Consider the following 26186-nt stretch of genomic DNA (forward strand, 5'->3'; position numbering starts at 1 on the left):
TCATCATAGCCCAATTATTTTACAGGAGGTTCCAAATGGATACAAAAACACTTGCAGAAAGCTATTTTACGGCAGTAAATGAGGGAGGCTGGGAAGATTTCGTAGCTGAAAACTTTGATTATGGCATGTGCGATAGTATAGAAATTCGACAAGGACGTGATGTTTATTTGCAAGGCGCAGGCCAATTCTATGCTTTAAGCCAGCATCTTGAAGTGAAGCAATTACTTGTTGATGGTCGAGCAGTCTCAGCTTTAAATCGATACCGTCTACATTCTCCTCAAGGAAAAGAACTTGAACTGGATGTCGCAGAATTTCTGAAATTCGATGAATTTGATAAATTAGTTGCATCCAATATTTATTTCGACACTTATCGTTTCCAAAAGTTTATCCAAGGAATTGAATAGCAAAAATCTAGCTTCAAATTTACTCTTCAATTTCAAAACTAAAAACAAGGCCTGACTAATCCACAGTCAAACCTTGTTTTTTATTTTTATGAGAAAATCCAAGATTCGTAAATCTGATTAGTCTTCTCTCTTCTTTCCAGCAAGCAAGCCGTAGCCACTCATTACTCCGAGGAGTCCCAGCGCTACTAGACTAGCATCTCTTGTCGCTCCCGTATTTGGCAGCTCTCTGCTTGTTTCTTCAACTTTTGCTGGTACTGCTGAAAGAGCTTGATCCCTTGTTTGTGAGACTTGCTCTTCTTTCGTTCCTACTTCAACAATTTCTGGAAGAGTTTCCTTGAGAACCTCAGTAGAATGAAGGGTGCGTTTGCCCTGACCATCAACTTCTACAAAGCGACGAACTTGACCTTCCACACCTGCTTGGATTAGCTGGCGTTGTCCTTTGAGAAGGGCTGCATTTGGTCGTTCCTGATGTTCGAAGGAAACTGTTCCCTCTTCAACTTCCAGTTTCGGAGTTTCTAGAACTAAATCTTTCACACCTTCAGCTGGTTGGTTGCTTGATAGAACTTTTGTCCCAACTTCAGTGATTTCTGGGATTGCTTCCTTGACTACCTCAGTCAAACGAAGAGTGCGTTTGCCCTGACCATCAACTTCTACAAAGCGACGAATTTGCCCTTCCGCTCCTGTTTGAACTAGCTGATGTTGACCTTTGAGAAGGTCGGCGTTTGGTCGTTCTTGACGTTTGAAGGAAATTGTTCCCTCTTCAACTTCCAGTTTCGGAGTTTCTAGAACTAAATCTTTCACACCTTCAGCTGGTTGGTTACTTGAAAGGACTTTCGTTCCAACTTCGGTGATTTCTGGGATTGCTTCCTTGACTACCTCAGTCCAACGAAGAGTGCGTTTGCCTTGGGCATTTACTTCTACTAAATGACGAATTTGCCCTTCCGCTCCTGCTTGAACTAGCTGCCGTTGGCCTTTGAGAAGTTCAGAGTTTGGTCGCTCCTGACGTTCAAAGGCTGTTGTTTCAGTTTCAATAACTAGTTCAGGGAGGGCCTCAACCGTTGGGGCCACTTCATTTGGATCCATACTTCCAACATGGTGACTTTCTTCTGCAGGAGCTAGTTTCTTATTTAGCTTTTCTTTCATGTCTGCAAATGCTTGAGGAGTTGGCATCTCTGAAGCCAACAAAGTTTCTGCTTGGGCAATTAACTCAGCTTTAGGATCTTTTTCACGGACGGATTCGAGCAAACCTTCCAATTCTTCTCTAGCAGTTTGATAACGTTGATTTCCATCCAAGTCTGTCCCTGCTTGTTTCAACTCATTCAAAGCTTTGTTGACCTCTTCTTGACTGGCATCATGGTTTTCTGCAACAGCTTTCGCTGCATTGAGCTTCTCTACTAGTGCTGCTTGTTTGTCCTCGCTTGAGAAGGTATAGGCAAGGGTTGACTGACGGCCTTGGGCAGCAGTGATTTCTTGTTTTAGGTACTCATCGTTGACAGCTGCTTTTGGAGAAACCAAGACATCAAACTCAGCGGTGTGCCCCTTGTAATGCAAGGTCAAGGTTTGTCGTCCAGTCTTCTGAGCATCATAGCCCGTGATTTCAACACCTTGGTCCGTAAAGGCATGGCTTTCTTCCGTCTCATCATCATAGAGAACGCCGAAGCGGCCTTCTGCAGGATCCAGTTGATCACCTACTAGATAGTCTGTTTTTGGTTTCTGAGTAATGTACAGACCTGCTACTTCCTTTGGTTTTCCTTCATCTTGACCAGTCACTTGTACGTTTAAATTACCAGTAACTGGAAGTCCAAGGTAGCTGACTGTGAGCTTTTGTTCCCCTTTTTGATGAGCGTTGTAGCCAGATACTATCACACCTGAATGAGTAAGGTTGATCAGCTCATCGGCTTGTCCCCCTTCGTATTGAACACGGAGTGTTCCGCCTCTGAGGTCCAGTTTTTCTCCTTCTTTATAAACTGTCTTCTTAGGTCCTTTTTCAAGGCTAACAGATTTAATTTTTCTTTCATCCTGTGGAATCGCTACTGCCAAGGTGTTACTGATTTCTTTGCCAGGTAGTTGGGTACGATAGTAGAGGAGAGTTGGTTGCTTGTCAAAGCCCAATGGTGCTGTTGCTAGGTCGCCACCAGTTTCAGTCTTCAAGGTTGCAATTGGTGTTTGTGAATCTGCCTTGTCGTAAACGGTGATGGTTGCGCCTGCTGGAACATCAGAGAAGCCTAGTTGAACTTGGTGGTTTCCAAGTGAACGAGCAGCTACCTTAGCCATTGGAATATTTTGACTTTCTGTGTCCAAGGTTTCGTACATCTTCCAGTTGTAGATACGAATGGCTTTCCAAGGTGTTCCGTTATCAGATGTAATGACATGCAAACGCCAGTCTTGGGCGGTGATTGGTTTGTCAAGAGTGATATCTGTAACGTGCGCTTTATTGCCACGGACTTCCTTAGCTAGTTTCCACTCGCCATCTGTATCCTTGTAGTAAAGATCAAAGTCCTTGGTGTTCATCAGACCATCGTTAACAGACTCACCGCCAGCTCCCGCATGATCCATTACCCATCTGACAACACGACGTGGTTGGGTCAAACGAATATCGACACTACCGCTCAATTGTCCTGAAGACCACTTGTCTGACAGACTTGTAATCGTACCGTTCAACATGCCTTCGATGCCTTCCCCGCCTTCAGTATTCGGGAAAGTGCTACCAATAACCGTTGCCCCTGGAACAATATTTTCAGCCAAAGGTCTTGGGAGAGTTGTATCCTGAACAGTCATCCCCCAGTTGAATGACGCAGTTGCTGCTTCTGAACGGAGTCCATTTTTACCAACTGCAACGACTTTCAATTCTTGCGTTGTACCAGTCGCATTAGCAGAACGGCTAACTTTTGGCAAGTAGATGGTTGAAGCAGATGAACCTGTCAACAAACGCCAGTTGTCACCGTCTTTTTCGTAGACTTCATAGAAATCCGCATCTTGGTTACCCGTAAATTGAACAACTGCTTCAGCTTCTTGGGCATTCTTAAGAGACTGCTTCACCACAGAGAGACCTGTTGGAGCTTGCGGTGCTTGGTGATTGTCTGAAATTGTTAATTGACCTAGGTTGAACTGATAATCTTTTACAGCTCCTTCATGCTCGAAGAAGAGTTTAACTGCATAGATGGTTTTACCTGCTAGTGAGCTAAGGTCAAATTCTTCATTCTTCCAGTCATCAGAGAGAGTTAGTTCTTTCCATGCAGCTGCATCCTCAAATTTGTAGTCTGGTGTTGTAGAGAAGGCCATATAAACTTTCGAGCCTTTTCCTCCCTTGTGGGCAACCCGAAGTTTGGTTTTCTCCGTTACTTCTAGCTTGGTAGAATACAAATTCACATCTTGGTCCGTCTTACCAGCTACATCACCTGAGAATTTAAGAGAGTTTCCGCCATTGTAGGCATCTGTAAAGTCATATTCTGCACGGAGTTTTTCCCCTGTCGAAGTCTGCCACCAGCGCCATGTTGGCAAGACACCTGAAACAGAACGGTAGTTCCACTCAGAATCCTTAGAAACTTTACCGTCTACAAACCACTTTCTACCATGACCTGTATTAAAGGAGGTCGTGAAGGTTCGACCAACTGCTGGTGTGCGGTCAGCAACCAAATTGGCAATCCCATACCATTCTTTGTCAGCTGGTTTTTGAGCCGTTGGATCTCCTTGGTAACCTGTAAAAAAGATGTCTTCGTTCTTGTGGTAGTCTTCGCCTGTTTTTCCTAGACTGGTAATCGTATCTGGTGCAAAGAGTCCAAGTGACAAACGCAACTTGCCTTTTTCATCTAATAGGGCATCCCATTTGACTTTGGTCTTATAAGAACCACCTTGTTGCAATTCCAAGCCTGCAAAGACATCATATTGACTACGTTCTAGCCATTTTGCCATCTCTACAGAGTAGTCATTCTTTTCCTTGTTCCAGTTGAAGTTGGCAAAGAATTGATCTGCAGGAACCTTGTCACCTTCTTTTTGCATGAACTGATAGTTGTATTCACCAAGGCCATCTTCGTGGTAACGACCATATTTGTAGGTCATGGCATCGTACCAAGCATACTTGATTGGATGGTTGACTTTAGCCGCGTATTCTTTTGTATAGAGCATGAATTGGCGCATTTTTTCACCAAGAGGTGCTACCAATTCCCCCGTTGTTTCTTGGTTGATGAAATAGCCATCAAAGCCATAGTACTTAGCAAGATCGACAAGTTTCCGTGCGATAGGGAAGGTGCCATCTGCGTCTTGTTTCAAGGCAGCTGCAAATTTCTCTTGGTCGGCAATGCTATTTGACCAGTTGAAAAAGAGTGTTCCATAAACGGGAACTCCGTTGCGGTGACCGGCATCAATGACATCTGGAGTTGGAACTAGACCTTCCCAGAAGACCATTGAATCCAAGTATTGCCAGTAATCAAAAGCGTAGGCCTTGAATTCTTCTCCACCTACAGAAGCGTGGTCTTTAGCCTTTGAGTTGGTATTTGCTAGCGCCTGAACCTTGGCTCTTCTGCTTGCTTTTTCATTGACCAACTGCCCTCTGTGGCGCTTGGCGAGTTCAACTGATGAACGGTTAATAGGATCATCCTCACGCGCACCCGGTTCCCATTTCAACAAATCATCCCAAGTATCAAATTTGATTTCTTTTGGTCGGAGACTCTTTTCTTCATTTTTAGGAACGTCTGCTAAAGTCGGTTTGTCGGCTTTCTTCTCAGCCACTTGAGGAGTTTCCTCTGGTTTGACTTCTTCTTTTTCAGTTGGTTGAGCAGGTTTTTCAGTTTTATCTGTCGGAGCGGGTTTTGCCTCTTCTTTTTCATTAACCAAATCCGCTATTGCTGGAGTGTTTTCTGAAATTGGTTGCTCAGCTACTTTGTTCTCTGTTTCCGATAATTGTTTTTCGATAGCTGCAGTATCTGGATTAGTTGTCTCACTAGTACTTGTAGCTTGGGCGCTCGTATTTGCAGCTGTTTCAGGGACTGCGACTTGTTCGGCAAGAGCTGGGCTCGCAAATAGAGCTGAACCAATCATCAAGGAACAAGCCCCGATTGACAGCTTACGAATACTGTAACGGCAACGTTTTTCAAAAAATAGATTTTTCATCTTATCCTCCTAATAAAATATAAAGTAAGCGCTTTACTTTTTGATAAAAAGTAACTGTTCTCAGTGCACACCACCAGAACAGGATCATCTTCATTTTATCCTATATGAAAGCGATGTCAATCTATTTAACATAAAAACTATAACTAGGATAATAATCAGTAAAATTTGGACACAATCCTATAAATCATCTATCTTAAAGGGAATCTATCTCTCATTTTAAAAGAAAGTTCTTGTTTCTTATGAAAATTTCAGCTAAACACTTGTGAGATTTACTTTTATCCTTTAAAATAGAATAGGAGAAATTCCGTTATTATTTTCCGGAGGAAAAAGAAATGTCCATTAATTGGCAGGAAATTTTATTTCACTTTTTAGGAGGTCTAGGACTGTTTTTGTACAGTATTAAGACCATGGGAGACGGTTTGCAACAAGCTGCTGGAGATCGCCTTCGTTTTTACATTGACAAGTACACTAGCAATCCCTTTTTAGGTGTTCTAGTCGGGATTGTCGTGACTGCCCTCATTCAGTCAAGTACAGGGGTTACAGTTATCACGGTCGGACTGGTCAGCGCTAGTCTTCTCACTCTTAGACAGGCTATCGGAATTATCATGGGAGCCAACATCGGAACCACCGTTACTTCCTTTATCATCGGTTTCAAGCTTGGCGAGTATGCTTTACCCTTGATTTTCCTTGGAACCATGTTCCTCTTCTTTACAAAAAACAGAACAGCAAACAATATCGGGCGCATCCTGTTTGGTGTTGGGGGAATCTTCTACGCCCTTAACCTCATCAGTGCCGGTATGAGCCCACTTAAAGATTTACCACAATTCAAGGAATATATGGTAACCTTGGGACAAAATCCTATTTTAGGAGTGGTAGCTGGTGCAGTGATTACCGTCCTCATCCAGGCTTCCTCAGCTACAATTGGGATTTTGCAAGGCCTCTATGCAGGTGGGTTCCTTGACCTTAAAGGTTCCCTACCAGTTCTTTTCGGAGATAATATCGGGACAACCCTAACCGTGATCATCGCAGCAGCTGGAGCCAATGTCTCAGCGAAACGCGTTGCGGCAACCCACGTTACCTTTAACGTTCTAGGAACTATTCTTTGCTTAATCTTATTAGGCCCCTTTACTGCTATGATCGAGTACTTCCAGGCACTCCTTCACCTCTCACCTGAGATGACCATCGCCTTCTCGCACGGTGCCTTTAACGTAAGTAACACCATTGTACAATTTCCATTCATCGGAGCCTTGGCCTACTTTGTTACCAAGCTCATCCCTGGTGAAGACGAGGTTGTCAAGTACGAGCCCCTTTATCTCGACGAGCAACTTATCCAGCAATCTCCTTCTATCGCTCTAGGAAATGCTAAAAAAGAACTTTTGCACTTAGGGAACTATGCAGCCAAAGCTTTTGACCTTTCTTATACCTATATCATCGGTTTGGATGAAAAGGTAGCTGAAAAAGGGCACAAGACAGAGGAAGCCATCAACACCATCGATGAAAAACTCACTCGTTACCTCATCAGACTCTCAAGCGAATCCTTGAGTCAAAAGGAAAGCGAAGTCTTGACCAACATCCTGGATTCATCTCGTGATTTGGAACGGATTGGGGACCACGCAGAAGGCTTGCTCAACCTAACAGACTACCTCCAACGTAAGAATGTTCAGTTCTCTGATGCTGCTTTGCAGGAATTGGCGGATATCTATCAAAAAACTACTGACTTTATCAAGGATGCCCTTGATAGTGTGGAAAACAATGATATTGAAAAAGCTCAAAGTCTGATTGAACGCCATAAAGAAATCAACAATATGGAACGCGTTCTCAGAAAGACCCACATCAAACGCCTTAACAAGGGTGAGTGTTCTACACAAGCTGGAGTCAATTTCATCGACATCATTTCCCACTACACTCGTGTATCTGACCACGCTATGAACCTAGCTGAAAAGGTCATTGCTGAACAAATCTAAGTACCAAGAAGCTATCCTGAATAGGATGGCTTTTTCTTCTCCTCATCAAAAATTCCTTTTGTAGCATATAGAAAAATGCTTTGATTCACAATGGAATCAAAGCATTTTAAAGAGTTCTCCAAACATGATAGCAGAAACTGCAGTGCCCCTATACTTGGCTTCTTCTCTTTTGATAAAGCGCGCCAAGTTGATCAATTCAGGTGCTGGGTGCTTGGGATTTAGAAGCAATTCACGGGTGACCAGTCCTGAGAGTCGGACTGCTAGTAATTGCTCATTTGTAGTGGGTAGTTTTTTAGCAGTCTCTAAGAGAGCAGCAACTAAATCTTCACTCAAACCCTGACGAGCATGGTTGTAGAGATCTCTTATAAGGCTTTCTAGGTTTGGTTCTGCCATCCCGACCACCTCCCTTATGCTTAATAATGTTTAATCAAATCAACCGTTGAACGATCCAATTTTTTCACCAAGGCTTGCAAGAAAGCTTGGGCTTCTAAGAAGTCATCCATCGCGTAGAGAGTTTGGTGAGAATGGATATAACGGGCACAAACACCGATAGTTGTAGATGGGACACCACCATTTTTCAGATGAGCTGCTCCAGCGTCTGTTCCACCTTTCCCACAGTAGTATTGGTACTTGATACCTGCTTCTTCAGCCGTTGTCAAAAGGAAATCCTTCATACCTGGGAGGAGCAAGTGACCTGGATCATAGAAACGAATCAAAGTTCCATCCCCAATCTTGCCTTGACCACCATAAACATCACCAGCAGGTGAACAGTCAACTGCCAGAAAGACTTCTGGGTCAAACTTGGTTGTGGAAGTATGAGCACCACGCAGACCAACTTCTTCTTGGACATTAGAACCAAGATAGAGTTCATTTCCCAGTTTTTGACCTGACAAGGCTTCTGCTAGCTCGCTAATCATAAGAACACCATAGCGGTTGTCCCAAGCTTTTGAGATGATATTTTTTTCATTGGCTGTCAAGATAGCGGAACTATCAGGGACAATGGTGTCACCAGGACGGATGCCAAAACTTTCTGCCTCAGCCTTGTCTGCAAAACCACCATCAAAAATGATATCAGAAATAGCTGGCATGGTTGGCCCACCTGTTCCACGTGTCAAATGTGGAGGGACAGAACCTGAGATCACAGGAATTTCACGACCATCACGAGTAAAGAGTTTAAAACGTTGACTGCTGACCACCATAGGGTTCCAACCACCGATTTCAACGACACGGAAGGTACCATCTGGCCTAATCTCACTGACCATAAAACCAACTTCGTCCATGTGAGAAGCGACCAAAACACGCGGTGCATCCGTAGCTTCTGAATGCTTGATACCGAAAATACCACCTAAGCCATCTGTCACTACTTCATCCACGTGCGGTGTCAACTTTTCACGAAGATAAGTCCGAACAGGCGCTTCGTGGCCTGAGATCGCAGCAAGCTCTGTTACTTCTTTGATTTTTGAAAATAATGTTGTCATATCAGTTCCTTCTTTCTGTCCTCCATTTTACCACTTTTTATAGGAGAAGGATAGTAGGAAATTGGATTAGTTTTTACTAGTTTATCCTATAAAATAGAGGGATAGATATTATTTCAGAAATTTTTCTTTCTTTTTACATTAAATTGTCAGAAAATTTATTGACAGATTAAAAAATCGTGTTACATTATCTCCAAGGGTATTTTTATACCAAATCTACATGAAAGGATGGGGCATGAAACTCTCTCATATTTTAACAGGCTTACTTCTACTCCTGGTCTTTCTCTCCATTACCATTGGAACCAGTGATTTTTCTTGGGAAAAATTCTTTGCTTTTGACCAACAGACTTGGCTTCTCTTTCAAGAGTCGCGTCTTCCAAGAACCATCAGTATTCTCCTTGCAGCCTCCAGTATGAGCATGGCAGGACTCCTCATGCAGACCATTACTCAAAATCAATTCGCTGCTCCAAGTACAGTCGGAACCACAGAAGCCGCTAAACTGGGAATGGTGTTAAGCCTCTTTGTCTTTCCGTCTGCGAGTCTGACCCAAAAGATGCTCTTTGCTTTTGGCTCATCCATTTTATTTACCCTCTTCTTCCTGGCCTTTATGACTATTTTTTCTGTAAAGGAAAGGTGGATGTTGCCCTTGATCGGGATCATCTATAGTGGGATTATCGGTTCTGTCACAGAAGTTATCGCCTATCGTTTCAATCTGGTTCAGAGTATGACTGCTTGGACCCAGGGCTCCTTCTCCATGATTCAGACTCATCAGTATGAGTGGCTCTTCTTAGGCCTCATTATCCTGATAGCCGTTTGGAAATTATCCCAAACCTTCACCATCATGAATCTGGGCAAGGAAACCAGTGAGAGTTTAGGGATTTCCTACTCCCTACTTGAAAAGCTGGCCCTCTTTCTAGTGGCGCTAACGACAAGTGTCACCATGATTACCGTGGGTGCCTTGCCATTTCTCGGGGTCATCGTTCCCAATCTTGTCCGCAAGCGCTATGGAGATAATCTGAGTCAAACCAAACTCATGGTCGCTCTGGTCGGCGCCAATCTGGTTCTGGCCTGCGACATCCTCTCTCGAGTCTTGATTCGGCCCTATGAGCTGTCTGTCAGTCTCCTACTAGGAATCATCGGTAGCCTCGTCTTTATCCTACTTCTCTGGAGAGGAGGACAAAAGGATGCAGTTTAAAAGCAAACATACCAAGCTCTTCTGCCTTCTCATTATTCTGGCCATCGGAGCTTGTCTCCTCTACTTTTGGCCCATCACTAACCTGTCTGCCTTTGCCTGGAAGCTACGTTCCCAAAAAATCATCGTTTATCTCTTGGTAGCCATCGCGACTGGAATTTCGACCATTAGTTTTCAAACCCTGACGGAAAATCGCTTTATAACACCAAGTATTTTGGGAATCGAATCCTTCTATGTCTTGCTACAAACCCTGCTACTGATATTTGAAAGTAAATTTCTACAGTTTGGAAAGTCTCCTATCTTAGAATTTCTAGTCTTACTTCTGCTTCAATCCCTCTTCTTTCTCGCCTTACAAGGCTACTTGAAGACGCTGATGAAGCAAAATCTGGTTTTCATTCTGCTAATCTGCCTAGCCCTGGGAAGTCTCTTTCGAAATATCAGTACCTTCCTCCAAGTCCTGATGGATCCAAATGAATACGATAAACTGCAGAACAGTCTCTTTGCTTCCTTTCAGCATCTCAACACTTCCATCCTAGCCATCGGTTCTCTGATCATCCTCGCCTTGACAATCTTTTTCTTTCGAAAAGCAGTCGTTCTGGATGTCTTGCACCTGCAAAGAGAAACGGCTCAGATACTTGGACTCGATGTTGAAAAAGAACAGAGAGAACTCCTCTGGGGCATCGTGCTCTTGACCTCAACAGCGACTGCCTTGGTAGGGCCTATGGCCTTCTTCGGCTTTATGCTGGCCAATCTCACTTACCTGATTGTCAAAGATTATCGGCACAAGTTGCTCTTTATCCTAGCCATTCTGATTGGATTTATTAGTTTGACCTTGGGGCAAGCCCTCATCGAACGAGTCTTTGCACTGGAAATTCGCATCAGCATGATCATCGAGAGTGTGGGTGGTCTCTTATTCTTTATCTTACTTTACAGGAGGGCGCGTCGGTGAAACTGGAAAACATTGACAAATCCATTCAAAAACAGGATATTTTGCAAGACATTTCCCTTGAAGTCAGTCCTCAGAAACTGACAGCCTTCATTGGTCCAAATGGTGCTGGAAAATCAACTCTTCTCTCTATCATGAGCAGACTGACCAAGAAAGATCAGGGAATTCTCAGTATCAAAGGCCGTGAAATCGAGAGTTGGAATTCGCAAGAACTGGCCAAAGAACTCACCATCCTAAAGCAGAAGATCAATTACCAAGCCAAATTGACTGTAGAAGAACTGGTCAGTTTTGGACGTTTTCCCTACAGCCGTGGTCGACTGAGAGCAGAAGACAGGGAAAAAATCCGAGAAACTCTGGACTATCTGGAACTGACCAACTTAAAAGACCGCTACATCGATAGTCTGTCTGGTGGACAGCTCCAACGTGTCTTTATCGCCATGGTACTAGCTCAGGATACAGACTTTATCTTGCTAGACGAACCGCTCAATAATCTCGATATCAAGCAAAGCGTCAGCATGATGCAGATTCTCAAGCGACTGGTGGAGGAACTTGGCAAAACCATTATCATCGTCCTCCACGATATCAACATGGCTAGCCAATATGCGGATGAAATTGTTGCCTTCAAGGACGGTCAAGTTTTTTGCAAGGGAACGACTGCTCAAATCATGCAGGCTGACCTGCTCAGTCAACTCTATGAGATTCCCATCACGCTGGCGGATATCAATGGCAAAAAGATCTGCATCTATAGCTAGCTATTCTGAACTCATGTTAGAGAGCCCTCTGTCTCTTAGCTAACAAGCCTATCTAAGAGCCCCCTACATCGTTATCACATTTTAAAAAGGAGAAATCATGAAAACATCCCTTAAACTTTATCTCACCGCCCTAGCGGTTAGTTTCTTGCTCTTACTTGGTGCATGTAGTACAAATACAAACTCAAGTACCAGCCAGACGGAGACCAGCACTTCTACTCCAACAGAAGTGACCATTAAAAGCTCACTAGACGAGGTTAAACTGTCAAAAGTTCCTGAAAAGATTGTGACCTTTGACCTCGGTGCTGCGGATACTATTCGCGCTTTAGGTTTTGAAAAGAATATCGTCGGAATGCCTACAAAAACTGTTCCGGCTTACCTAAAAGATCTTGCAGGAAATGTCAACAATGTGGGTTCCATGGTTGAGCCAGACCTAGAAGCCATTGCCGCCCTTGAACCGGATTTGATTATCGCTTCACCACGTACCCAAAAGTTCGTAGACAAGTTCAAAGAAATTGCTCCAACTGTCCTCTTTGAAGCTGGAAAAGAAGACTACTGGACTTCTACCAAGTCTAATATCGAATCCCTAGCAAGCGCCTTTGGTGAAACTGGTACGCAGAAAGCCAAGGAAGAATTGGCTAACCTGGACAAGAGCATCCAAGAAGTCGCTACTAAAAACAAAAGTTCTGACAAAAAAGCCCTTGCTATCCTCCTCAATGAAGGAAAAATGGCTGCCTTTGGTGCCCAATCTCGTTTCTCTTTCTTGTATCAAACCTTGAAATTCAAACCAACTGATACTCAATTTGAAGACTCTCGACACGGACAAGAAGTCAGCTTTGAAAGTGTCAAAGAAATCAATCCTGACATCCTCTTTGTCATCAACCGTACCCTTGCCATCGGCGGGGACAACTCTAGCAACGATGGCGTCCTAGAAAATGCCCTCATCGCTGAAACTCCTGCTGCTAAAAATGGAAAAATTATCCAACTAACACCAGACCTCTGGTATCTAAGCGGAGGCGGTCTTGAATCAACCAAACTCATGATTGAAGACGCACAAAAAGCTTTGAAATAAACAAGAAAACCCAACATCAGGTGATGTTGGGTTATTTTTTTTCTTGATTTCGTCTGAGAGAAAAGTGGTCTGGGACAGGATCTTTTCCTATTTTCGACCAAGGATGACAACGCAAAATCCGAGCCAAGCCCATCAGAACACCCTTGAAGCCATGTTTTTCAATAGCCTGAATCATGTAGTTGGAACAAGTCGGCTCAAAGCGACAAGAGGGTGGAAAGGCCGGTGAGATAAAACGTTGGTAAAAGCGTACTGGCGCTATTAAGATTCGTTTCATTATTTCTTGGTTACAGCCATGGTGTGTAGTTGGCTGATTTCTTTTTTATTAAGACGACGGGCTTCTCCTGGACGGAGACCAGTTAAGTCTAGATGTCCAAAACGTGTTCGAGACAACTTATCCACTTGAAGACCGACGGCTTCAAACATCTTTTTAACCTGATGGTTACGCCCTTCATGGATAGTCAACTGTACCACAGAGCGGTTTTTGACTGGATCCACTTTGAGAATCTCATAGACAGCTGGCTTGGTTTTCTTACCATCAATCTCAAGACCACGGGTCAAGGGGCGGAGATTTTCTTTGTTGGCCACACCTTTAACACGCGCGACATAGACCTTGTCAATCTCATTACGGGGGTGAATCATTTCATCCGTAAAGTCCCCATCATTGGTCAAAATCAAGACACCTGATGTATCCCAGTCCAAACGTCCCACAGGGTAAATGCGTTCTTTAACATTAGGCAAGAGATCCACAACAGTCTTGCGGCCCTTGTCATCTGTCACACTGGAAATCACTCCACGTGGTTTATTAAGCAGATAGTAAACCTTTTCTTCGTTGTAGATGGGCTGACCTTCCACTTCGACCTTGTCACCAGACTTGATGGTGGTTGCGAGTTCACGCACTACCTGTCCGTTGACCGTTACCAATCCTTGCTTGACCAGCTCTTCTGCTTTTCTCCTACTGGCCACACCTGCGTGGGCAATATATTTATTGATTCTCATCTTCTTCTATCCTTTCACCAAATAATTGGCTTTCTTGGGCTTGAATCTCAAGCTCATCAATCACTGGCAGTTCTTCCAAATGGTTAATTCCCATGTAATCTAGGAAATAATCCGTTGTTACATAGAGGTTGGGGCGGCCCAACACTTCTTTTTTCCCATCTTCTCGTATCAAGTCAAAAGCCTGCAACTTTGCCAAAGCCCCACTCGAATTGACCCCACGAATAGCATCAATCTCAATTCGGGTAATCGGCTGCTTGTAGGCAATGATGGACAAGGTCTCAAGGGCAGCTCGAGACAAGCTCTGGTTGATAGGTGCCTTAGAGTATTCCTTCAAAACCTCTGAAAACTGAGGCTTGGTCACCAATCTGTAAGCCGTCCCTGTCTCAATCAGAGCCAAACTGGAATCAGTGTCCTTTTCATACTTCTGGACTAATTTTTCTAAACTCTGCTGGATGCCTGTCGGAGGAAGCGATAGGAGTTCAGCCAACTGACGGACTCGAATCCCATCTTCACCTGCTACAAACAAGAGCGCTTCTATTTCTGCTAAAGTACTCATCTTTCCTCTCTATCAAGTCTAGCTTTGTGCCTCTTGACTTTCTTCCTTCTTTTCCATGAGATAGATATCTCCGAAACTCTCCTCTTGCACGAGGATCAGTTCCTGGGTTTTGATTAACTCTAGGGTCGCCAAAAAGAGGGTAATAACCTCTTGAACATTCTGAGCTTCCTTGAACAAATCCTGCAAACGCAACTGGTCTTGTCCAGTCAAGGACTCTTTTACGATGACCATCATGTCCTCAATCTTATACTCATCCCGCAAGATGGTCGTGTGATTCTGTGCGAATTCCTCTTTTTTCTTGGCTAGGATATTTGAAAAAGCCAAAAAGAGGTCAATGGTCGTCTTGTCATGCACAAGCTCCGCATCCTCGTAAATCAACTCTGTTGGCGCTTTGGAATAGTACTGGGCTCGATCTTGGTGCCTAGCCTCCAAGTGCTCACCCAAGAGCTTGAACTTGCGGTATTCTTCGATTTGAGAGAGAAGATCCTGCTCTAGGTCATCCTCCAAGTCTGTCACTTCTGCTACCTTTGGAAGAAGCTTGCGACTCTTGATCAGCATGAGCTGACTAGCCATGACCATATACTCGCCCGTTACTTCCAGACGCATGGCCTGCAAAGTTGAGACATAGGCTAGATACTGTTCGATGACTTCTGTAATGGGCACATCGTAGATATCCATCTGGTACTTAGAAACCAGGTGCAAAAGCAAGTCCAGCGGCCCTTCAAAATCTTTTAATTTAATATCCATTATCTATATTTTTCTAAGGTAAGGACTGTTTTTAATCCTAGTTTTTTTGCAATTTCGTACAAATCGACCTTGTTTTCTATTTGTCTTAGAATGAACTGTTCCCGTAGGGCTTGGGCTGATAGTTCTGGGAAACCTTTCTCCTTGACAAAGGACTCCAGCTGACGAAAGGCCCACTGACGAGAATAGGCTTTCCCTGCCCTTTCAAAGAGATAGGTCTGCCCCATCAAGGGTTCTAGCTCTGGAATCAAGGTAGTGGGAATGCTAACAATCCTCTGTTGGGAAACCTTGTTAATTCGCAACACCTGAAAATCCAGATTGATATCTGCAACCTTAAGGGATAAAATCTCGCTTGGCAAGAGTCCCATTTCTAGGATTAAGAGCGCTAGCAAGCGTCCCTCTGGATAGTCACTTTCCTGCCAAAAAGACTCTAGGTCTAACAGTTCTGGCTTTTCGGTCTTCTTTTCAGCTTGTTTGGTTAATTCCAGACGGTAAAAACTGTCCACTTCTCCTTTTCGATAGAGAAAGTAGAGAAATTGGTTACAGGCCGAAAGTTTTCGCTTCTGGGCGCTGATTTTTAGGTTGGCTAGTTGGGCTTGGTAAATCTTGAGACTAGTCTCAGAAATCCGTTCCCCTACCATGTCTAAAAATTGCTCCAAATCATACTTATAAGACTGCTTGGAATTGGCAGACAAGTCCTGTTTTTCCTCTAAAAAGGCTGAAATCCTATCTCTCATTTGCATCGAATCTCATATTCCTTACTAAAGTCATGCAAGAGGGCATTAACGGCCTTGAGGATGGACTTGCGCGTGATGATTCCTTGGAAAATTCCTTCATCATCTACCACTGGCAAGAAGGGTTCATCCACCAGTTTATGGAGGACTTCAGTGATGTTATAGTCTGGAGCGACGACTGCCACATCTGTCTTGGTCATATTAACGATGTCTGTCGTTGCCATCTGCTCATCCGTCAAACCTTGCTCCATTTGATAAGCCAAAATGTCTCTCAGCCCAATGGTTCCAACAAAGCGTTTGTCAAAGGTCACAACAGGGATACGGGTATAAGTGATTTGGCTCAACACTAAAATCGCATGATCAGCATTATGGGTATCAATCAAAGCTGCTAGATTCTCAGCGGGGGTAAGAAAAGTCTCTTCCTGCTCCAGTAAAAATGCTTCAAATTCCTTGGCAATCATCGAGCAAACTCCTTGGACAAGCCTGGATAAACCTCATGATCACGTGTCAAAAAGTCTACTTTAAAATAGCTGTCATCAATTTCCACACGGGCATAGAGGCATTCTCTGATGGTTCCTCTTGGTTGGCTGATGGAGCCTGGATTTAAAAAGAGTGTTTTGCCTTCCATCCAAGCATTTGGCACATGCAAGTGACCATAGAGACAGATATCGGCATCTTCTTCCTGAGCCCAGTAGTCCAACTTTTGAAAGTTGAAATTGATGTCAAACAAGTGTCCATGCGTCTGGATGATCTTGGTTGGACCAAGTTGAGTCACCAAACGTTCTGGATAACCAGCATAAAAGTCCATATTTCCTTTGACGACATGGATGCCTTCCCAGAGCGGAGAGTCTGGACGGAGTTCAGAGTCACCATCGTGAAAAATGGCATCGACTTTCCCCAGATAGCGATCACGAATTTCTTCCACAATCAAGCTATCGCCATGGGAATCACTCATTACAATGATGGTTTGCTTTGCCATGATGGAAATACCTCCAAAAGTTTCTTAACGGCTAAGGCGCGGTGAGATTGGCTATTTTTTTCTTCAAGGGTTAGCTCAGCTGAGGATTTGCCTGTCTCTCCCACAAGGAAGAGGGGATCATAACCAAAGCCATTTTCACCCTTGGGTTCAAAGTTAATGTAACCCGGCCAGTCAGCTTCGACAACCAAGCTTTCCTTGTTTGGACTAGCTACGACTAGGGTTGTGTGGAATTGAGCCGAACGGTCCTTGAGATCAAAGACCATGGCCAATTCGTGCAAGAGTTTGGCGTTGTTTTCACGGTCAGTTGCTCCTACACCAGCGAATCGCGCTGACCAGACTCCTGGCAAACCTCCAAGGACATCGACTTTGAGACCAGAATCATCTGCCAAAACCATCTTGCCTGTTAATTGGGAAATAGTTTCTGCTTTAAGTCGAGCATTTTCTTCAAAGGTCATGCCAGTTTCAGCTACTTCAGGTAGATCTGGATAGTCATTGAGATTTTCCACATCATAACCTAACTTGTCAAAGATAGCTCGGAATTCCTTGGTCTTGCCTTCGTTACGAGTCGCAATGAGCAGAGTTTCTCTGACCTTGCTAGTTTCAAAGAAGGCTTCTACATCGACTCCTTCTTTAGGCAATTCTACATGCAGGAGTTGCCCATTTTCAACCAAGAGCAGAGCCCCCTGACGTTGGATGACTTCTAGATTACGGCCTGCTTCTGCATTTAAAATCTCAACGATAAAGGAGAGCAGACGAAAGTTAGAAGACCAGCGCATCACCGTTATCGTAATCGGAAAGCCATTTTCTTCGTCACGAAAAATCCGCGCTAAATCCATGAAATCAAGCTCGAGAGGATCTTTGATAAGGCTATAGATGCCTCCATAGACATCCCAGACACCGACATACCAGTCCTGGTCATCCTTGTATTCGTAAATTTTGTTTGTCATAAAGTTACATGCTCCACATGAATCTCTTTTTCCAGCCATTCTGCTCCAATTTGGGCAAAACTTTGGCTATTGGCTGTTGTGTAAAAACGATGTTGAAGAGGTCCCGCATCTCGGCTACGGTTGATTTCAAAATAGTTCAGCAAAACCGAGATATCCCGTACACACTCTGCCCCACTATCGATGAGCTGAACCTTTGGTCCCATGACATTTTGGATGATAGGGCGAAGGAGTGGGTAATGGGTACAACCCAAAATCAGGCTATCCACCTTTCCAACCAAGGGACGCAGGGTTTCATAGACCACTTTCTTTGTTACACTGGTCGACAGGGCACCAGACTCCACCAAGGGAGCAAACTTGGGACAGGCCAAACTCTCCACCTGTAAGTCCGGATCCAGATCATGGATTCTCTGACGGTAGATGTCTGATTGGACCGTCATGGGTGTTCCAATGACTCCGATTTTCCCACCTTGACTGGACTTGATAGCTGCCGAAGCTCCTGGCAAAATCACGCCTAGGACAGGAATATCTAGTTGGGCCTTGATTTCTTCCCAGACGACCGCAGTCGCAGTATTACAAGCAATGACAATCATCTTGACATCCTTGGTCAAGAGAAAGTTGACCAACTGCCAAGTATATTCACGGATTTGCTCAGCAGGACGGGGACCATAGGGTGCCCGTGCCGAATCTCCAATATAGACGATTTCTTCATGGGGAAGCTGGCGCATGAGCTCACGAACAACGGTTAAGCCCCCGACACCCGAATCCAAAAAACCAATTGGTCGATTATCCATACAGTCTTCTTTCTAGTCTTTTTTCTGATTGATAGTTCATCATAATTACTCGTCCTAAATGAACGGATAGACAGCTTGATAGAATGGCAACTGCCTCTCTCTTAATCATAATCAAATATCAATAGAATGCAAGGAAAAAGTCTTATCCTTGAGAACTATTGAACATAGTGAGAAGTCTGGAACTTTCATCCCAGACTTTTCCTATTTATTTCTTTTTATTGTTAGCAAGGGCTGCTTTTTGTTGACGGATGATTTGGTGGTAAACTTGTTGTACCTTGGCTTCGCTTGGTTTTTGACCATTTGCACTCAAGAGAGCACGAACTGCCTCAGCGTTCAAACGTGGGTTGTCAGCATATTTTTTTTCGATTTGCTTACGAGCCAAGTAAATCCCTCCAAGAGCTCCTCCTAGAAAAGCTAACACAATCAAGATAATTGCTAAAAGTAAATCCATTCTTTTTCTCCTGTTTCTTTTTGAGTCTTCTATATTATACCATAAAGTAACTTTCCTGACTAGTTTAGATTCCCTGTTGATATTAGTTATTTTTCCACCCTGTGTTTTGAAGAAAGCTTCTATTTTACGCGATTTGCTAATGCTATCATCTTATAAAAATAGACAAACACAAAGCTGTGTTTGTCTATCATCCGAAACAGTTATAGGAGATACCGTCTCTTTACTGTCTATCTTTCTTTTCCCAGATTAACAATCTGAAACTAGTGTAAATCAGAACGATTCCGCTCAGCTGAATCCATAAGGAAATTCTTGAACCTGTGCTAGGAAGATGACCTGCATTAGAAATCATTGATAACTCCTTCGTGCTCTTCTCTGTTGATATCTGTTTAATATCTTGCACTTGTTTTGGAGTGTCTAAAAGAATTTGAGAACTTTTTGGAGTAGGTGGCTCGGAATTTGTCTGAAGTCGTTGATCCTGTTTAGCAAGATTCCTATCCGTCTGATCTAGAATTTCTCTATAGTAATCATCCGCCTGCTGCTTTTCTTGCATTTTCAGTTTAGTCACTAAACGGTTGTAGTTCACTTGAGTAGCAGCTTGTGCCGTTTGCAAGTTGCTCAACTGCTCAATTGCCGCAAGTTGCGCTGCTTCCTTGGCTTTCACCTTTTGTTCAGCTGCTTCTAGCACCTCTTCAGCTTTGGAAAGTTGTTCTTCAGCTTGAACCAAATTCGACACTTTACTCTTTGCTTCCATCACTGCTGTTTGAGCTTTGACGAGTTGTTCCTGAGCAGTATCCCTTTTTTCAATAGCATCAGCAAGCGTACTAGTAGCATCTTTAAGCAAAGCTTCTTCTTTGGAAACATCTGCTTGTGCAGCAGTCAAGTTCTTTTGTGCAATAGAAAGGGCATCCCTAGCTTTTGATAAAGCCTTCACTTTATCATCCTTTTCCCTTTCAACGTTATTAGCAGTTGTTTGTGCTAACCTCAAGGCCTCTTTATCAGTTTCTAACTGATTTTTAGCTTCTTCTAAAGCTTGTTTAGCTTGTTCAAGCCCAAGAGGTGTTTGCGCTGCTTCATCAAAGGCTGTTTGAGCTTGAGTGGCTACTAACTGAGCTTGTTCAAAAACTGTTTTTGCATTTTCCTTATCAGCTTGAGCTTGATTATTTGCAGCCTGAGCTACATCAAAGGCTGTCTGAGCTTGTTCAAGCTTTTCTTGATTTGCTTCCCCAGATTTTCCACCAATTGGCGTCGCGTCAAAATTGTTTTTACTAGCATATTTCACCTGATCTTCCGAAACCATCGTGAAATGAGATACTGTAATATCGTTCTCCATTGAGAAATCAACGCCTAGATAATTCTTTTGACCTCCTGTATTCAAACCAGAAATAGATTTAGCATGCACCCACTCATAGCCATTATACATGAATTCAACTAATGAAAAATAAATATCACGTTTCATATCTGCAACACTCATTTGAGAAGTGTTTGCCTTCCAGATATATGCATTTTCGTAATATTGAATCCCTTCTTGTTCTTGTTCAGAACTAGTTGTAACCAGTCCATACTCACGCGCAACTCGGTTAATACCCCATGCGTCATGATGGTAACGATTCATCAAATCCCAAGACCAATTATCATTTTTATATTCACGAGCTACTTTATCCGCAAATTCAAGTGCTGAAGGAGTAACAACTACCTCGCCCGTCCCCATTTGCGAACGAATTTGGTTAATCAATTCTGCTGTAAACTGAGATATTTCCAAACGGACATCATAAGGAATATTATTTGTATCTATCAGCGTTTTACTATCATTTGGGTCTGCTACATAATTGTTAAAAGATTTAGCCTTATCATTTACAGCTGTCAAGGTAGCTTCAATCTGACTAATCTGTGACTGCGGAGTATTTGGATCTGCCAACTGTTTTAAAGCAGCAATATATTCTGGAGTCATATAGAACGTATTCTTAGTATTAGATGTAACTGGAGCACCTGTATTCTTAGCTGCACTCAATGTAGCTTTTGCTGTTTCAAGTGCTGACTGTGTCTTTTCTGCTTTTGCACTAGCATCATCAAATGCTTGCTTACTTGTTAATACTGCATCATCAGCCTTACTCTTATTAGCAGTTGCTTCAGCTAATTTCTTCTGACGTTCTTCATCTGATTGATTGGCCTTTTCTACACCTTGTTGAGCTTTATCAACCGCGGTTTGACTGGCAGCGACTTTCGTTTTTGCTTGTTCAAGGTTTGTATCCGCGTCAGATGTTGACTCTGTCAATGTTGACTGTGCAACATCAACATCTTGTTGAGCTTGGGTTGCTTTTTCAGCTTCCCCTTTTTCCTTCTCTTTTGCAGTGGCTAAGGATTGAGCTTGATGATCCACTTGCGACTGTGCTTCTTCAAGCTCAGTCTTGCTACTTGCCAGATTGGCTTCTGCTTTTTTTTCTTCATCCAACTTGGTCGCTAGGTCTGATTGCGCTTCTTTTAATGCAGTAGGCGCAGATTCTACAGCCTCTTTTGCTACATCAACACTCTGCTGAGCTATCTTCAGTTCATCTTTGGCTGTAGCTGTGGATTGTCTAGCCTCCTCTACATTCCTTTGAGCTTCCGACACTACTCGATTTACACGATCAAAGTCTGCTTTTGCTGCATCTACTTCACCTTGTGTAACGTTAGAAACAGGTGATTGTTTTTCTTCTCTTTGAGAACTCGTGTTCTCTCCTGAAGGCGTTGAGTTTTCACGCACTTGATCCGCTTTAACACCTTTCGTAAAGAAAATCGAAAGAGCAACTGCACTTATTGAAAATGCACTGAGCATTTTTTTAAACATAAAATATTCTCCTTTAATTTTTATCATTAGGAAAAATGACTAAATTATTTTATCATGTTTACCTTTATCAAGAAAGACGTCAAGTATTAAATATAGCGTATTTATTTGAAAATCAAAGAAATTGTCATTAAATTGTCATTTATTTTTTTCTAAAAATCCTCATAAAAACGGGAATCTTTCAAGGAGGACATTTTTATAAATGGTTCTTCTTGACAATCTTTTTACTTTTTTTTACATTTTAAAGACGAGTTTTAAAAAACGGTATATTATTTAATTATTTACTTTTTTAGTTGACAATCATTTTTCTTTATTTGAGTCAGTTAGCTCTATCCTGTTATAAATATTTAATATATACTTCTGCAAAATAAAAAACAAACTTCATCTAGAAGCTTGTTTTTTCTGAACCTTACTCTAAAATCGTTTATTTACTTTTTAAATATAGTGCTAGGCTATGATACGGTTTCAGAAGGATTTTTTCTGATACTTCTACATCTTCATAGTTTGAAATCAGAATCTGTCCATTTTGGTAGACCACTGGCAAGTCGATTTCCACTTCTGTAGCATAAAAGTTATTGAGGACCAGTAACTTTTCATCCTCATACTGACGTTCAAAAGCGTAGACTTGCTTACTGTCTTCAAAGGCTGGTTTGTAGCTTCCTTCTGAAATGATTGGCATTTCTTTACGAAGTCGAATCAAGTTTTGGTAGAAGGTGAAAATTGGGCCTTGGATGTCATTTTCTACGTTGATATCTTTATAGGATTTACCAGTTTTCAACCATGGAGTGCCTGTTGAAAATCCTGCATTTTCTGAAGCATCCCACTGCATGGGAATGCGTGAATTATCTCGTGACTTAGCCTGAATAATCTGGAAGGCTTCTTGCTCACTTTTCCCTTCTTTTAAGAGCGTCTGATAAGCATTGATAGACTCGACATCCACATAGTCAGTCATGGAATCATAGCCTGGGTCAACCATGCCAATTTCCTCACCCATGTAGATATAAGGTGTCCCACGTGACAGGTGAATGCTGGCAGCCAGCATAGTCGCCCCTTCCTTGCGGAAATGTTGAATATCGACAAAACGATTTAAGGCTCGTGGTTGGTCGTGATTGTTCCAGAAAAGAGCGCTCCAGCCGTTTTTGTCACTCATTTCCTTGCCCCAGCTATGGTAAAGACTTTTCAACTCTTCAAAATCAAAGGGAGACAAGGTCCACTTCTGCCCATCCTTGTAGTCCACCTTGAGATGATGGAAATTAAAGGTCATGGATAATTCTTGACGGTCAGGTGACGAATAGAGGACACAGTTTTCCATGGTGGTAGAAGACATTTCTCCAACAGTCATAAAACTATCATCTGATCCAAAAGTGGCTTGGTTCATCATGCGTAAATAGTCATGAACAATAGGCTTGTCTGTGTAAGCTGGCTTCCCTTCATTTTCAGGACAATCCACTAAAACCTCATCCTTACCGATCAAATTGATCACATCAAATCGGAAACCTTTGACTCCCTTGTCTCGCCAGAAATTAACAACCTTGAAAAGCTCCTTGCGGACATTGGGATTGCGCCAGTTAAGGTCAGCCTGGGTCTCATCAAAGAGGTGGAGGTAATATTTTCCCGTATCCCCGAAAGGCGCCCAGGCAGAGCCGCCAAACTTAGACTGCCAATCTGTCGGTTGGTCTTGGATGAAGAAAAAGTCTTGGTAGTACTGGTCGCCAGCTAGGGCTTTCTGAAACCATTCGTGTTCTGTCGAGCAATGATTGAGCACCATGTCCAGCATAAAGTCAATCTTGTGCTCTTTGCCGACACGGACCATCTCCTCAAAATCAGCCATATCACCAAAAAGAGGATCCACTGCCATATAATCTGAAATATCGTAACCATTATCCCGTTGGGGGCTTGGATAGAATGGATTGAGCCAGACCATATCCACTCCCAGTTTGGCTAGATAGGGGATTTTTTCGATAATCCCACGGAAATCCCCAATACCATTTCCAGTGGTGTCTTTGTATGATTTTGGATAGATTTGATAGACTACTTTTCTTTTATCAAGTGCCATCTGTTTCTCCTTTTCTGATAAAAGGGAGGAACTGATGTTCCTTCCCTGTTTGTACTATTTCGATTAGATTCGTGTAGCGACCATGAGAGCTTCCCCAGCTTGGATAGTTGTTGGATAAGTTCCAGTAATAGTCGCTGTATAAGCATCTTGGTTCGTGATGATAACAGGAGTTTCTGTCACGAGACCTGCAGCCTTAATGACATCCATATCAAAACGAATCAATTTCTGACCTACTGTGACGTGGTCTCCTTGGGCTACAAGACTTTCAAAACCTTTGCCATCAAGACCGACTGTATCCATACCGATATGGATGAGCAATTCCACCCCCTCATCAGAGACAATACCGATGGCATGCTTGGTAGGGAAAAGAACCGTCACCGTCCCATTGACTGGAGCAGTCAACTCACCTTGGCTTGGTTCAATGACTAGACCTTGTCCCATGACACCTGATGCAAAAACAGGATCCGTCGCTTGACTCAATTCTTTCACTTGACCAGTAAGGGGGCTGACAATTTCTACTGGGGCAAGGGTTACTGGTTCATGACTGACAAATTCTGCCTCTTCTTGGGCAACGAATTCTGCCTGTAAGGCTGTATCATCCTCTGTCTTTGTAAAGAGGCCTACCTTGCGGAAGAAGAAAGTCAAGAGCATTGGTACAACAATAGCAACTAGCATGGTTCCTGCAAACGGCAGCATGTATTGAGGTTGAATAGAGAGGATACCTGATAAACCTCCGATACCAATAGAAGCCGCAGTTACATTGAATGTAACGGACAACATACCTGCAAGGGCTGAACCAATCATCCCAGCTACAAATGGATAGATGTATTTGACATTGACCCCAAAAAGAGCTGGTTCTGTAACACCGAGATAGGCTGAAATGGTTGCAGGAAGTGAAATCTGAGCCTCACGCTCATCATGACGATGCATGAAATAATAGGCAAATACAGCAGAACCTTGAGCAATATTAGAAAGTGCAATCATTGGCCAGAGGGCAGTTCCACCAGCATCCGCAATCAATTGTGTATCGATGGCATTGGTCATATGGTGCAAACCAGTGATGACAAACGGAGCATAGAGGGCACCAAAAATCGCACCGAAGAGCCATTTAACTGGACCAGTCAAACCTGCCAAGACAATTGCTGAGAGTCCTTGACCAATTGTCCAACCGATTGGTCCCAAGACAGTGTGAGCCAAAATCAAAGCTGGAATTAAAGACAAGAAGGGTACAAAAATCATGGAAATGACTTCTGGTATACGCTTGCGCCAGAAAATTTCAAGATAAGACAGACTCAAACCTGCAAGCAAGGCTGGGATAACTTGAGCCTGATAACCAATACGATTAACAGTAAAGTATCCAAAATTCCATACCCAGTTGGCTGCGATTTCTGATGCAGGTGTTGAAGCTACTGCATAGGCATTGAGCAACTGAGGTGAAACCAAACAGATCCCGAGAACAATTCCCAAGATTTGACTGGTTCCCATCTTACGAGAGACAGACCAGGTAATCCCTACTGGCAAGAACTGGAAGATCGCTTCACCAGGCAACCAGAGGAAGTGATTAACCCCTGCCCAAAACGGAGAGGATTCTGTGATGGTCTTACCATCCAACATAGACCAATGCACACCTTCCAAGACATTACGGAAACCGAGGATCAATCCTCCGACTATCAAGGCTGGAATAATCGGTGTAAAGATTTCTGCTAGAGTGGTCATGATACGTTGAAGCACGTTTTGATTGCTCTTAGCTGCAGATTTGGCTGCTTCTTTGGAAACACCCTCAATGCCTGAAACAGCTGTAAAATCATTATAAAAAATCGGCACGTCATTCCCAATAATCACCTGAAATTGACCCGCGTTGGTAAAGGTCCCTTTGACGGCTGGAATCGACTCGATGACCTTGACATTGGCCTTCTTTTCGTCTCCGAGAACAAAGCGCATCCGTGTCGCACAGTGGGTAACAGCAGTGACATTCTCCTTGCCTCCGATTGCTTGAAGCAGATCTTTGGCTTCTTGTTCAAATTTTCCCATTTGATTCTTCTTATACCTGTCAAAGCAAGCTTGACTTGATAGTTCTATTGTAAACGATACCAAACTTGTATGCAACTTGTTTGCTATAAAAAGAGGATATTTTTGGATATTTTCTAGCACTTGTATGGCAAAATAGATACAAGTGTGTATAGAATAAGATTCAAAACTC

Annotated in this window: 22 protein-coding genes; 6 read left to right on the top strand and 16 right to left on the bottom strand. The window is 43.1% G+C overall.

Annotation, left to right across the window (positions count from 1 at the left end):
* Positions 1-35 precede the first annotated feature (35 nt).
* Positions 36-404, top strand: coding sequence for a hypothetical protein (locus AXF18_RS01550; protein WP_002879744.1), 369 nt, complete (start codon positions 36-38; stop codon positions 402-404).
* Between the two features lie 117 nt (positions 405-521).
* Here the strand turns inward: AXF18_RS01550 and AXF18_RS01555 are convergent, their stop codons facing one another.
* A complete protein-coding gene (locus AXF18_RS01555; protein WP_065371385.1) occupies positions 522-5513 on the bottom strand; it encodes a bacterial Ig-like domain-containing protein in 4992 nt (1663 codons plus the stop codon).
* A 332-nt stretch (positions 5514-5845) separates the two neighbouring features.
* On the opposite strand from AXF18_RS01555, the gene AXF18_RS01560 reads away from it, so the two are divergent.
* Positions 5846-7477 (top strand): Na/Pi cotransporter family protein, encoded by a 1632-nt coding sequence (locus AXF18_RS01560; RefSeq protein ID WP_049550431.1) that lies wholly within the window; start codon positions 5846-5848, stop codon positions 7475-7477.
* Between the two features lie 96 nt (positions 7478-7573).
* Here the strand turns inward: AXF18_RS01560 and AXF18_RS01565 are convergent, their stop codons facing one another.
* Together AXF18_RS01565 and pepA are read right to left on the bottom strand one after the other, a co-directional pair.
* A complete protein-coding gene (locus AXF18_RS01565; RefSeq protein WP_049550432.1) occupies positions 7574-7870 on the bottom strand; it encodes an enterocin immunity protein in 297 nt (98 codons plus the stop codon).
* A 20-nt stretch (positions 7871-7890) separates the two neighbouring features.
* Positions 7891-8955: a glutamyl aminopeptidase gene (pepA, locus tag AXF18_RS01570; RefSeq protein WP_049550433.1), complete on the bottom strand. Its 1065-nt coding sequence runs from the start codon at positions 8953-8955 to the stop codon at positions 7891-7893.
* A 232-nt stretch (positions 8956-9187) separates the two neighbouring features.
* Between pepA and AXF18_RS01575 the strand changes: the two genes are divergently transcribed.
* The 4 genes from AXF18_RS01575 to AXF18_RS01590 all read left to right on the top strand — a co-directional run bounded on the left by AXF18_RS01575 (position 9188) and on the right by AXF18_RS01590 (position 12911).
* Complete coding sequence (locus AXF18_RS01575; RefSeq protein WP_049500374.1) at positions 9188-10147, top strand: ABC transporter permease; 960 nt, start codon at positions 9188-9190, stop codon at positions 10145-10147.
* A complete protein-coding gene (locus AXF18_RS01580; RefSeq protein WP_049500376.1) occupies positions 10137-11093 on the top strand; it encodes an iron chelate uptake ABC transporter family permease subunit in 957 nt (318 codons plus the stop codon). The genes AXF18_RS01575 and AXF18_RS01580 overlap by 11 nt, the downstream gene beginning before the upstream one ends.
* Positions 11090-11842: an ABC transporter ATP-binding protein gene (locus AXF18_RS01585; RefSeq protein WP_000764284.1), complete on the top strand. Its 753-nt coding sequence runs from the start codon at positions 11090-11092 to the stop codon at positions 11840-11842. The genes AXF18_RS01580 and AXF18_RS01585 overlap by 4 nt, the downstream gene beginning before the upstream one ends.
* Positions 11843-11939: 97 nt before the next feature.
* On the top strand, positions 11940-12911 hold the full coding sequence (locus tag AXF18_RS01590) for a siderophore ABC transporter substrate-binding protein (protein WP_065371386.1): 972 nt from the start codon (positions 11940-11942) through the stop codon (positions 12909-12911).
* 31 nt (positions 12912-12942) lie between these two features.
* On the opposite strand, the gene yidD is transcribed toward AXF18_RS01590, so the two are convergent.
* From yidD to treP, 13 genes are all read right to left on the bottom strand, one after another.
* Entirely contained in the window at positions 12943-13185 is a 243-nt protein-coding gene (gene yidD, locus AXF18_RS01595; protein ID WP_045616413.1) for a membrane protein insertion efficiency factor YidD, read from the bottom strand.
* The gene (locus AXF18_RS01600; RefSeq protein WP_065371387.1) at positions 13185-13907 is read right to left on the bottom strand and encodes a pseudouridine synthase; all 723 of its coding nucleotides are present in this window, start codon (positions 13905-13907) and stop codon (positions 13185-13187) included. Before AXF18_RS01600 ends, yidD begins: the two co-directional genes overlap by 1 nt.
* The gene (gene scpB / locus AXF18_RS01605) at positions 13894-14463 is read right to left on the bottom strand and encodes an SMC-Scp complex subunit ScpB (protein WP_065371388.1); all 570 of its coding nucleotides are present in this window, start codon (positions 14461-14463) and stop codon (positions 13894-13896) included. Before scpB ends, AXF18_RS01600 begins: the two co-directional genes overlap by 14 nt.
* A gap of 18 nt (positions 14464-14481) precedes the next feature.
* The gene (locus AXF18_RS01610) at positions 14482-15210 is read right to left on the bottom strand and encodes a segregation/condensation protein A (RefSeq protein ID WP_065371389.1); all 729 of its coding nucleotides are present in this window, start codon (positions 15208-15210) and stop codon (positions 14482-14484) included.
* Entirely contained in the window at positions 15210-15944 is a 735-nt protein-coding gene (gene xerD, locus AXF18_RS01615; RefSeq protein ID WP_301335840.1) for a site-specific tyrosine recombinase XerD, read from the bottom strand. The genes AXF18_RS01610 and xerD overlap by 1 nt, the downstream gene beginning before the upstream one ends.
* On the bottom strand, positions 15941-16402 hold the full coding sequence (cbpB, locus tag AXF18_RS01620; RefSeq protein WP_000560696.1) for a cyclic-di-AMP-binding protein CbpB: 462 nt from the start codon (positions 16400-16402) through the stop codon (positions 15941-15943). The genes xerD and cbpB overlap by 4 nt, the downstream gene beginning before the upstream one ends.
* Positions 16399-16920, bottom strand: a complete 522-nt coding sequence (locus AXF18_RS01625) for a metallophosphoesterase (protein WP_001118939.1) — start codon at positions 16918-16920, stop codon at positions 16399-16401. Before AXF18_RS01625 ends, cbpB begins: the two co-directional genes overlap by 4 nt.
* The gene (locus AXF18_RS01630; protein WP_049550439.1) at positions 16896-17867 is read right to left on the bottom strand and encodes a nucleoside-triphosphate diphosphatase; all 972 of its coding nucleotides are present in this window, start codon (positions 17865-17867) and stop codon (positions 16896-16898) included. Before AXF18_RS01630 ends, AXF18_RS01625 begins: the two co-directional genes overlap by 25 nt.
* Positions 17864-18658, bottom strand: coding sequence for a glutamate racemase (gene racE, locus AXF18_RS01635; RefSeq protein WP_049550440.1), 795 nt, complete (start codon positions 18656-18658; stop codon positions 17864-17866). The genes AXF18_RS01630 and racE overlap by 4 nt, the downstream gene beginning before the upstream one ends.
* A 205-nt stretch (positions 18659-18863) precedes the next feature.
* Positions 18864-19109 (bottom strand): YneF family protein, encoded by a 246-nt coding sequence (locus tag AXF18_RS01640; protein WP_049550441.1) that lies wholly within the window; start codon positions 19107-19109, stop codon positions 18864-18866.
* 220 nt (positions 19110-19329) lie between these two features.
* Positions 19330-21933, bottom strand: a complete 2604-nt coding sequence (locus AXF18_RS01645; protein WP_049550442.1) for an SEC10/PgrA surface exclusion domain-containing protein — start codon at positions 21931-21933, stop codon at positions 19330-19332.
* A gap of 421 nt (positions 21934-22354) precedes the next feature.
* Positions 22355-23986, bottom strand: a complete 1632-nt coding sequence (gene treC, locus AXF18_RS01650) for an alpha,alpha-phosphotrehalase (RefSeq protein WP_049550443.1) — start codon at positions 23984-23986, stop codon at positions 22355-22357.
* A 63-nt stretch (positions 23987-24049) separates the two neighbouring features.
* The gene (gene treP / locus AXF18_RS01655; RefSeq protein WP_049550444.1) at positions 24050-26017 is read right to left on the bottom strand and encodes a PTS system trehalose-specific EIIBC component; all 1968 of its coding nucleotides are present in this window, start codon (positions 26015-26017) and stop codon (positions 24050-24052) included.
* Positions 26018-26186 lie beyond the last annotated feature (169 nt).

This window comes from Streptococcus sp. oral taxon 064 (assembly GCF_001683375.1).
Classification (GTDB): domain Bacteria; phylum Bacillota; class Bacilli; order Lactobacillales; family Streptococcaceae; genus Streptococcus; species Streptococcus oralis_S.

Bases quoted from the DNA above. Each gene is read 5' to 3' on its own strand.
- AXF18_RS01550 (WP_002879744.1), top strand. From the start codon at position 36: ATGGATACAAAAACACTTGCAGAAAGCTATTTTACGGCAGTAAATGAG.
- AXF18_RS01555 (WP_065371385.1), bottom strand. From the start codon at position 5,513: ATGAAAAATCTATTTTTTGAAAAACGTTGCCGTTACAGTATTCGTAAG.
- AXF18_RS01560 (WP_049550431.1), top strand. From the start codon at position 5,846: ATGTCCATTAATTGGCAGGAAATTTTATTTCACTTTTTAGGAGGTCTA.
- AXF18_RS01565 (WP_049550432.1), bottom strand. From the start codon at position 7,870: ATGGCAGAACCAAACCTAGAAAGCCTTATAAGAGATCTCTACAACCAT.
- pepA (WP_049550433.1), bottom strand. From the start codon at position 8,955: ATGACAACATTATTTTCAAAAATCAAAGAAGTAACAGAGCTTGCTGCG.
- AXF18_RS01575 (WP_049500374.1), top strand. From the start codon at position 9,188: ATGAAACTCTCTCATATTTTAACAGGCTTACTTCTACTCCTGGTCTTT.
- AXF18_RS01580 (WP_049500376.1), top strand. From the start codon at position 10,137: ATGCAGTTTAAAAGCAAACATACCAAGCTCTTCTGCCTTCTCATTATT.
- AXF18_RS01590 (WP_065371386.1), top strand. From the start codon at position 11,940: ATGAAAACATCCCTTAAACTTTATCTCACCGCCCTAGCGGTTAGTTTC.
- yidD (WP_045616413.1), bottom strand. From the start codon at position 13,185: ATGAAACGAATCTTAATAGCGCCAGTACGCTTTTACCAACGTTTTATC.
- AXF18_RS01600 (WP_065371387.1), bottom strand. From the start codon at position 13,907: ATGAGAATCAATAAATATATTGCCCACGCAGGTGTGGCCAGTAGGAGA.
- scpB (WP_065371388.1), bottom strand. From the start codon at position 14,463: ATGAGTACTTTAGCAGAAATAGAAGCGCTCTTGTTTGTAGCAGGTGAA.
- AXF18_RS01610 (WP_065371389.1), bottom strand. From the start codon at position 15,210: ATGGATATTAAATTAAAAGATTTTGAAGGGCCGCTGGACTTGCTTTTG.
- xerD (WP_301335840.1), bottom strand. From the start codon at position 15,944: ATGAGAGATAGGATTTCAGCCTTTTTAGAGGAAAAACAGGACTTGTCT.
- cbpB (WP_000560696.1), bottom strand. From the start codon at position 16,402: ATGATTGCCAAGGAATTTGAAGCATTTTTACTGGAGCAGGAAGAGACT.
- AXF18_RS01625 (WP_001118939.1), bottom strand. From the start codon at position 16,920: ATGGCAAAGCAAACCATCATTGTAATGAGTGATTCCCATGGCGATAGC.
- AXF18_RS01630 (WP_049550439.1), bottom strand. From the start codon at position 17,867: ATGACAAACAAAATTTACGAATACAAGGATGACCAGGACTGGTATGTC.
- racE (WP_049550440.1), bottom strand. From the start codon at position 18,658: ATGGATAATCGACCAATTGGTTTTTTGGATTCGGGTGTCGGGGGCTTA.
- AXF18_RS01640 (WP_049550441.1), bottom strand. From the start codon at position 19,109: ATGGATTTACTTTTAGCAATTATCTTGATTGTGTTAGCTTTTCTAGGA.
- AXF18_RS01645 (WP_049550442.1), bottom strand. From the start codon at position 21,933: ATGTTTAAAAAAATGCTCAGTGCATTTTCAATAAGTGCAGTTGCTCTT.
- treC (WP_049550443.1), bottom strand. From the start codon at position 23,986: ATGGCACTTGATAAAAGAAAAGTAGTCTATCAAATCTATCCAAAATCA.
- treP (WP_049550444.1), bottom strand. From the start codon at position 26,017: ATGGGAAAATTTGAACAAGAAGCCAAAGATCTGCTTCAAGCAATCGGA.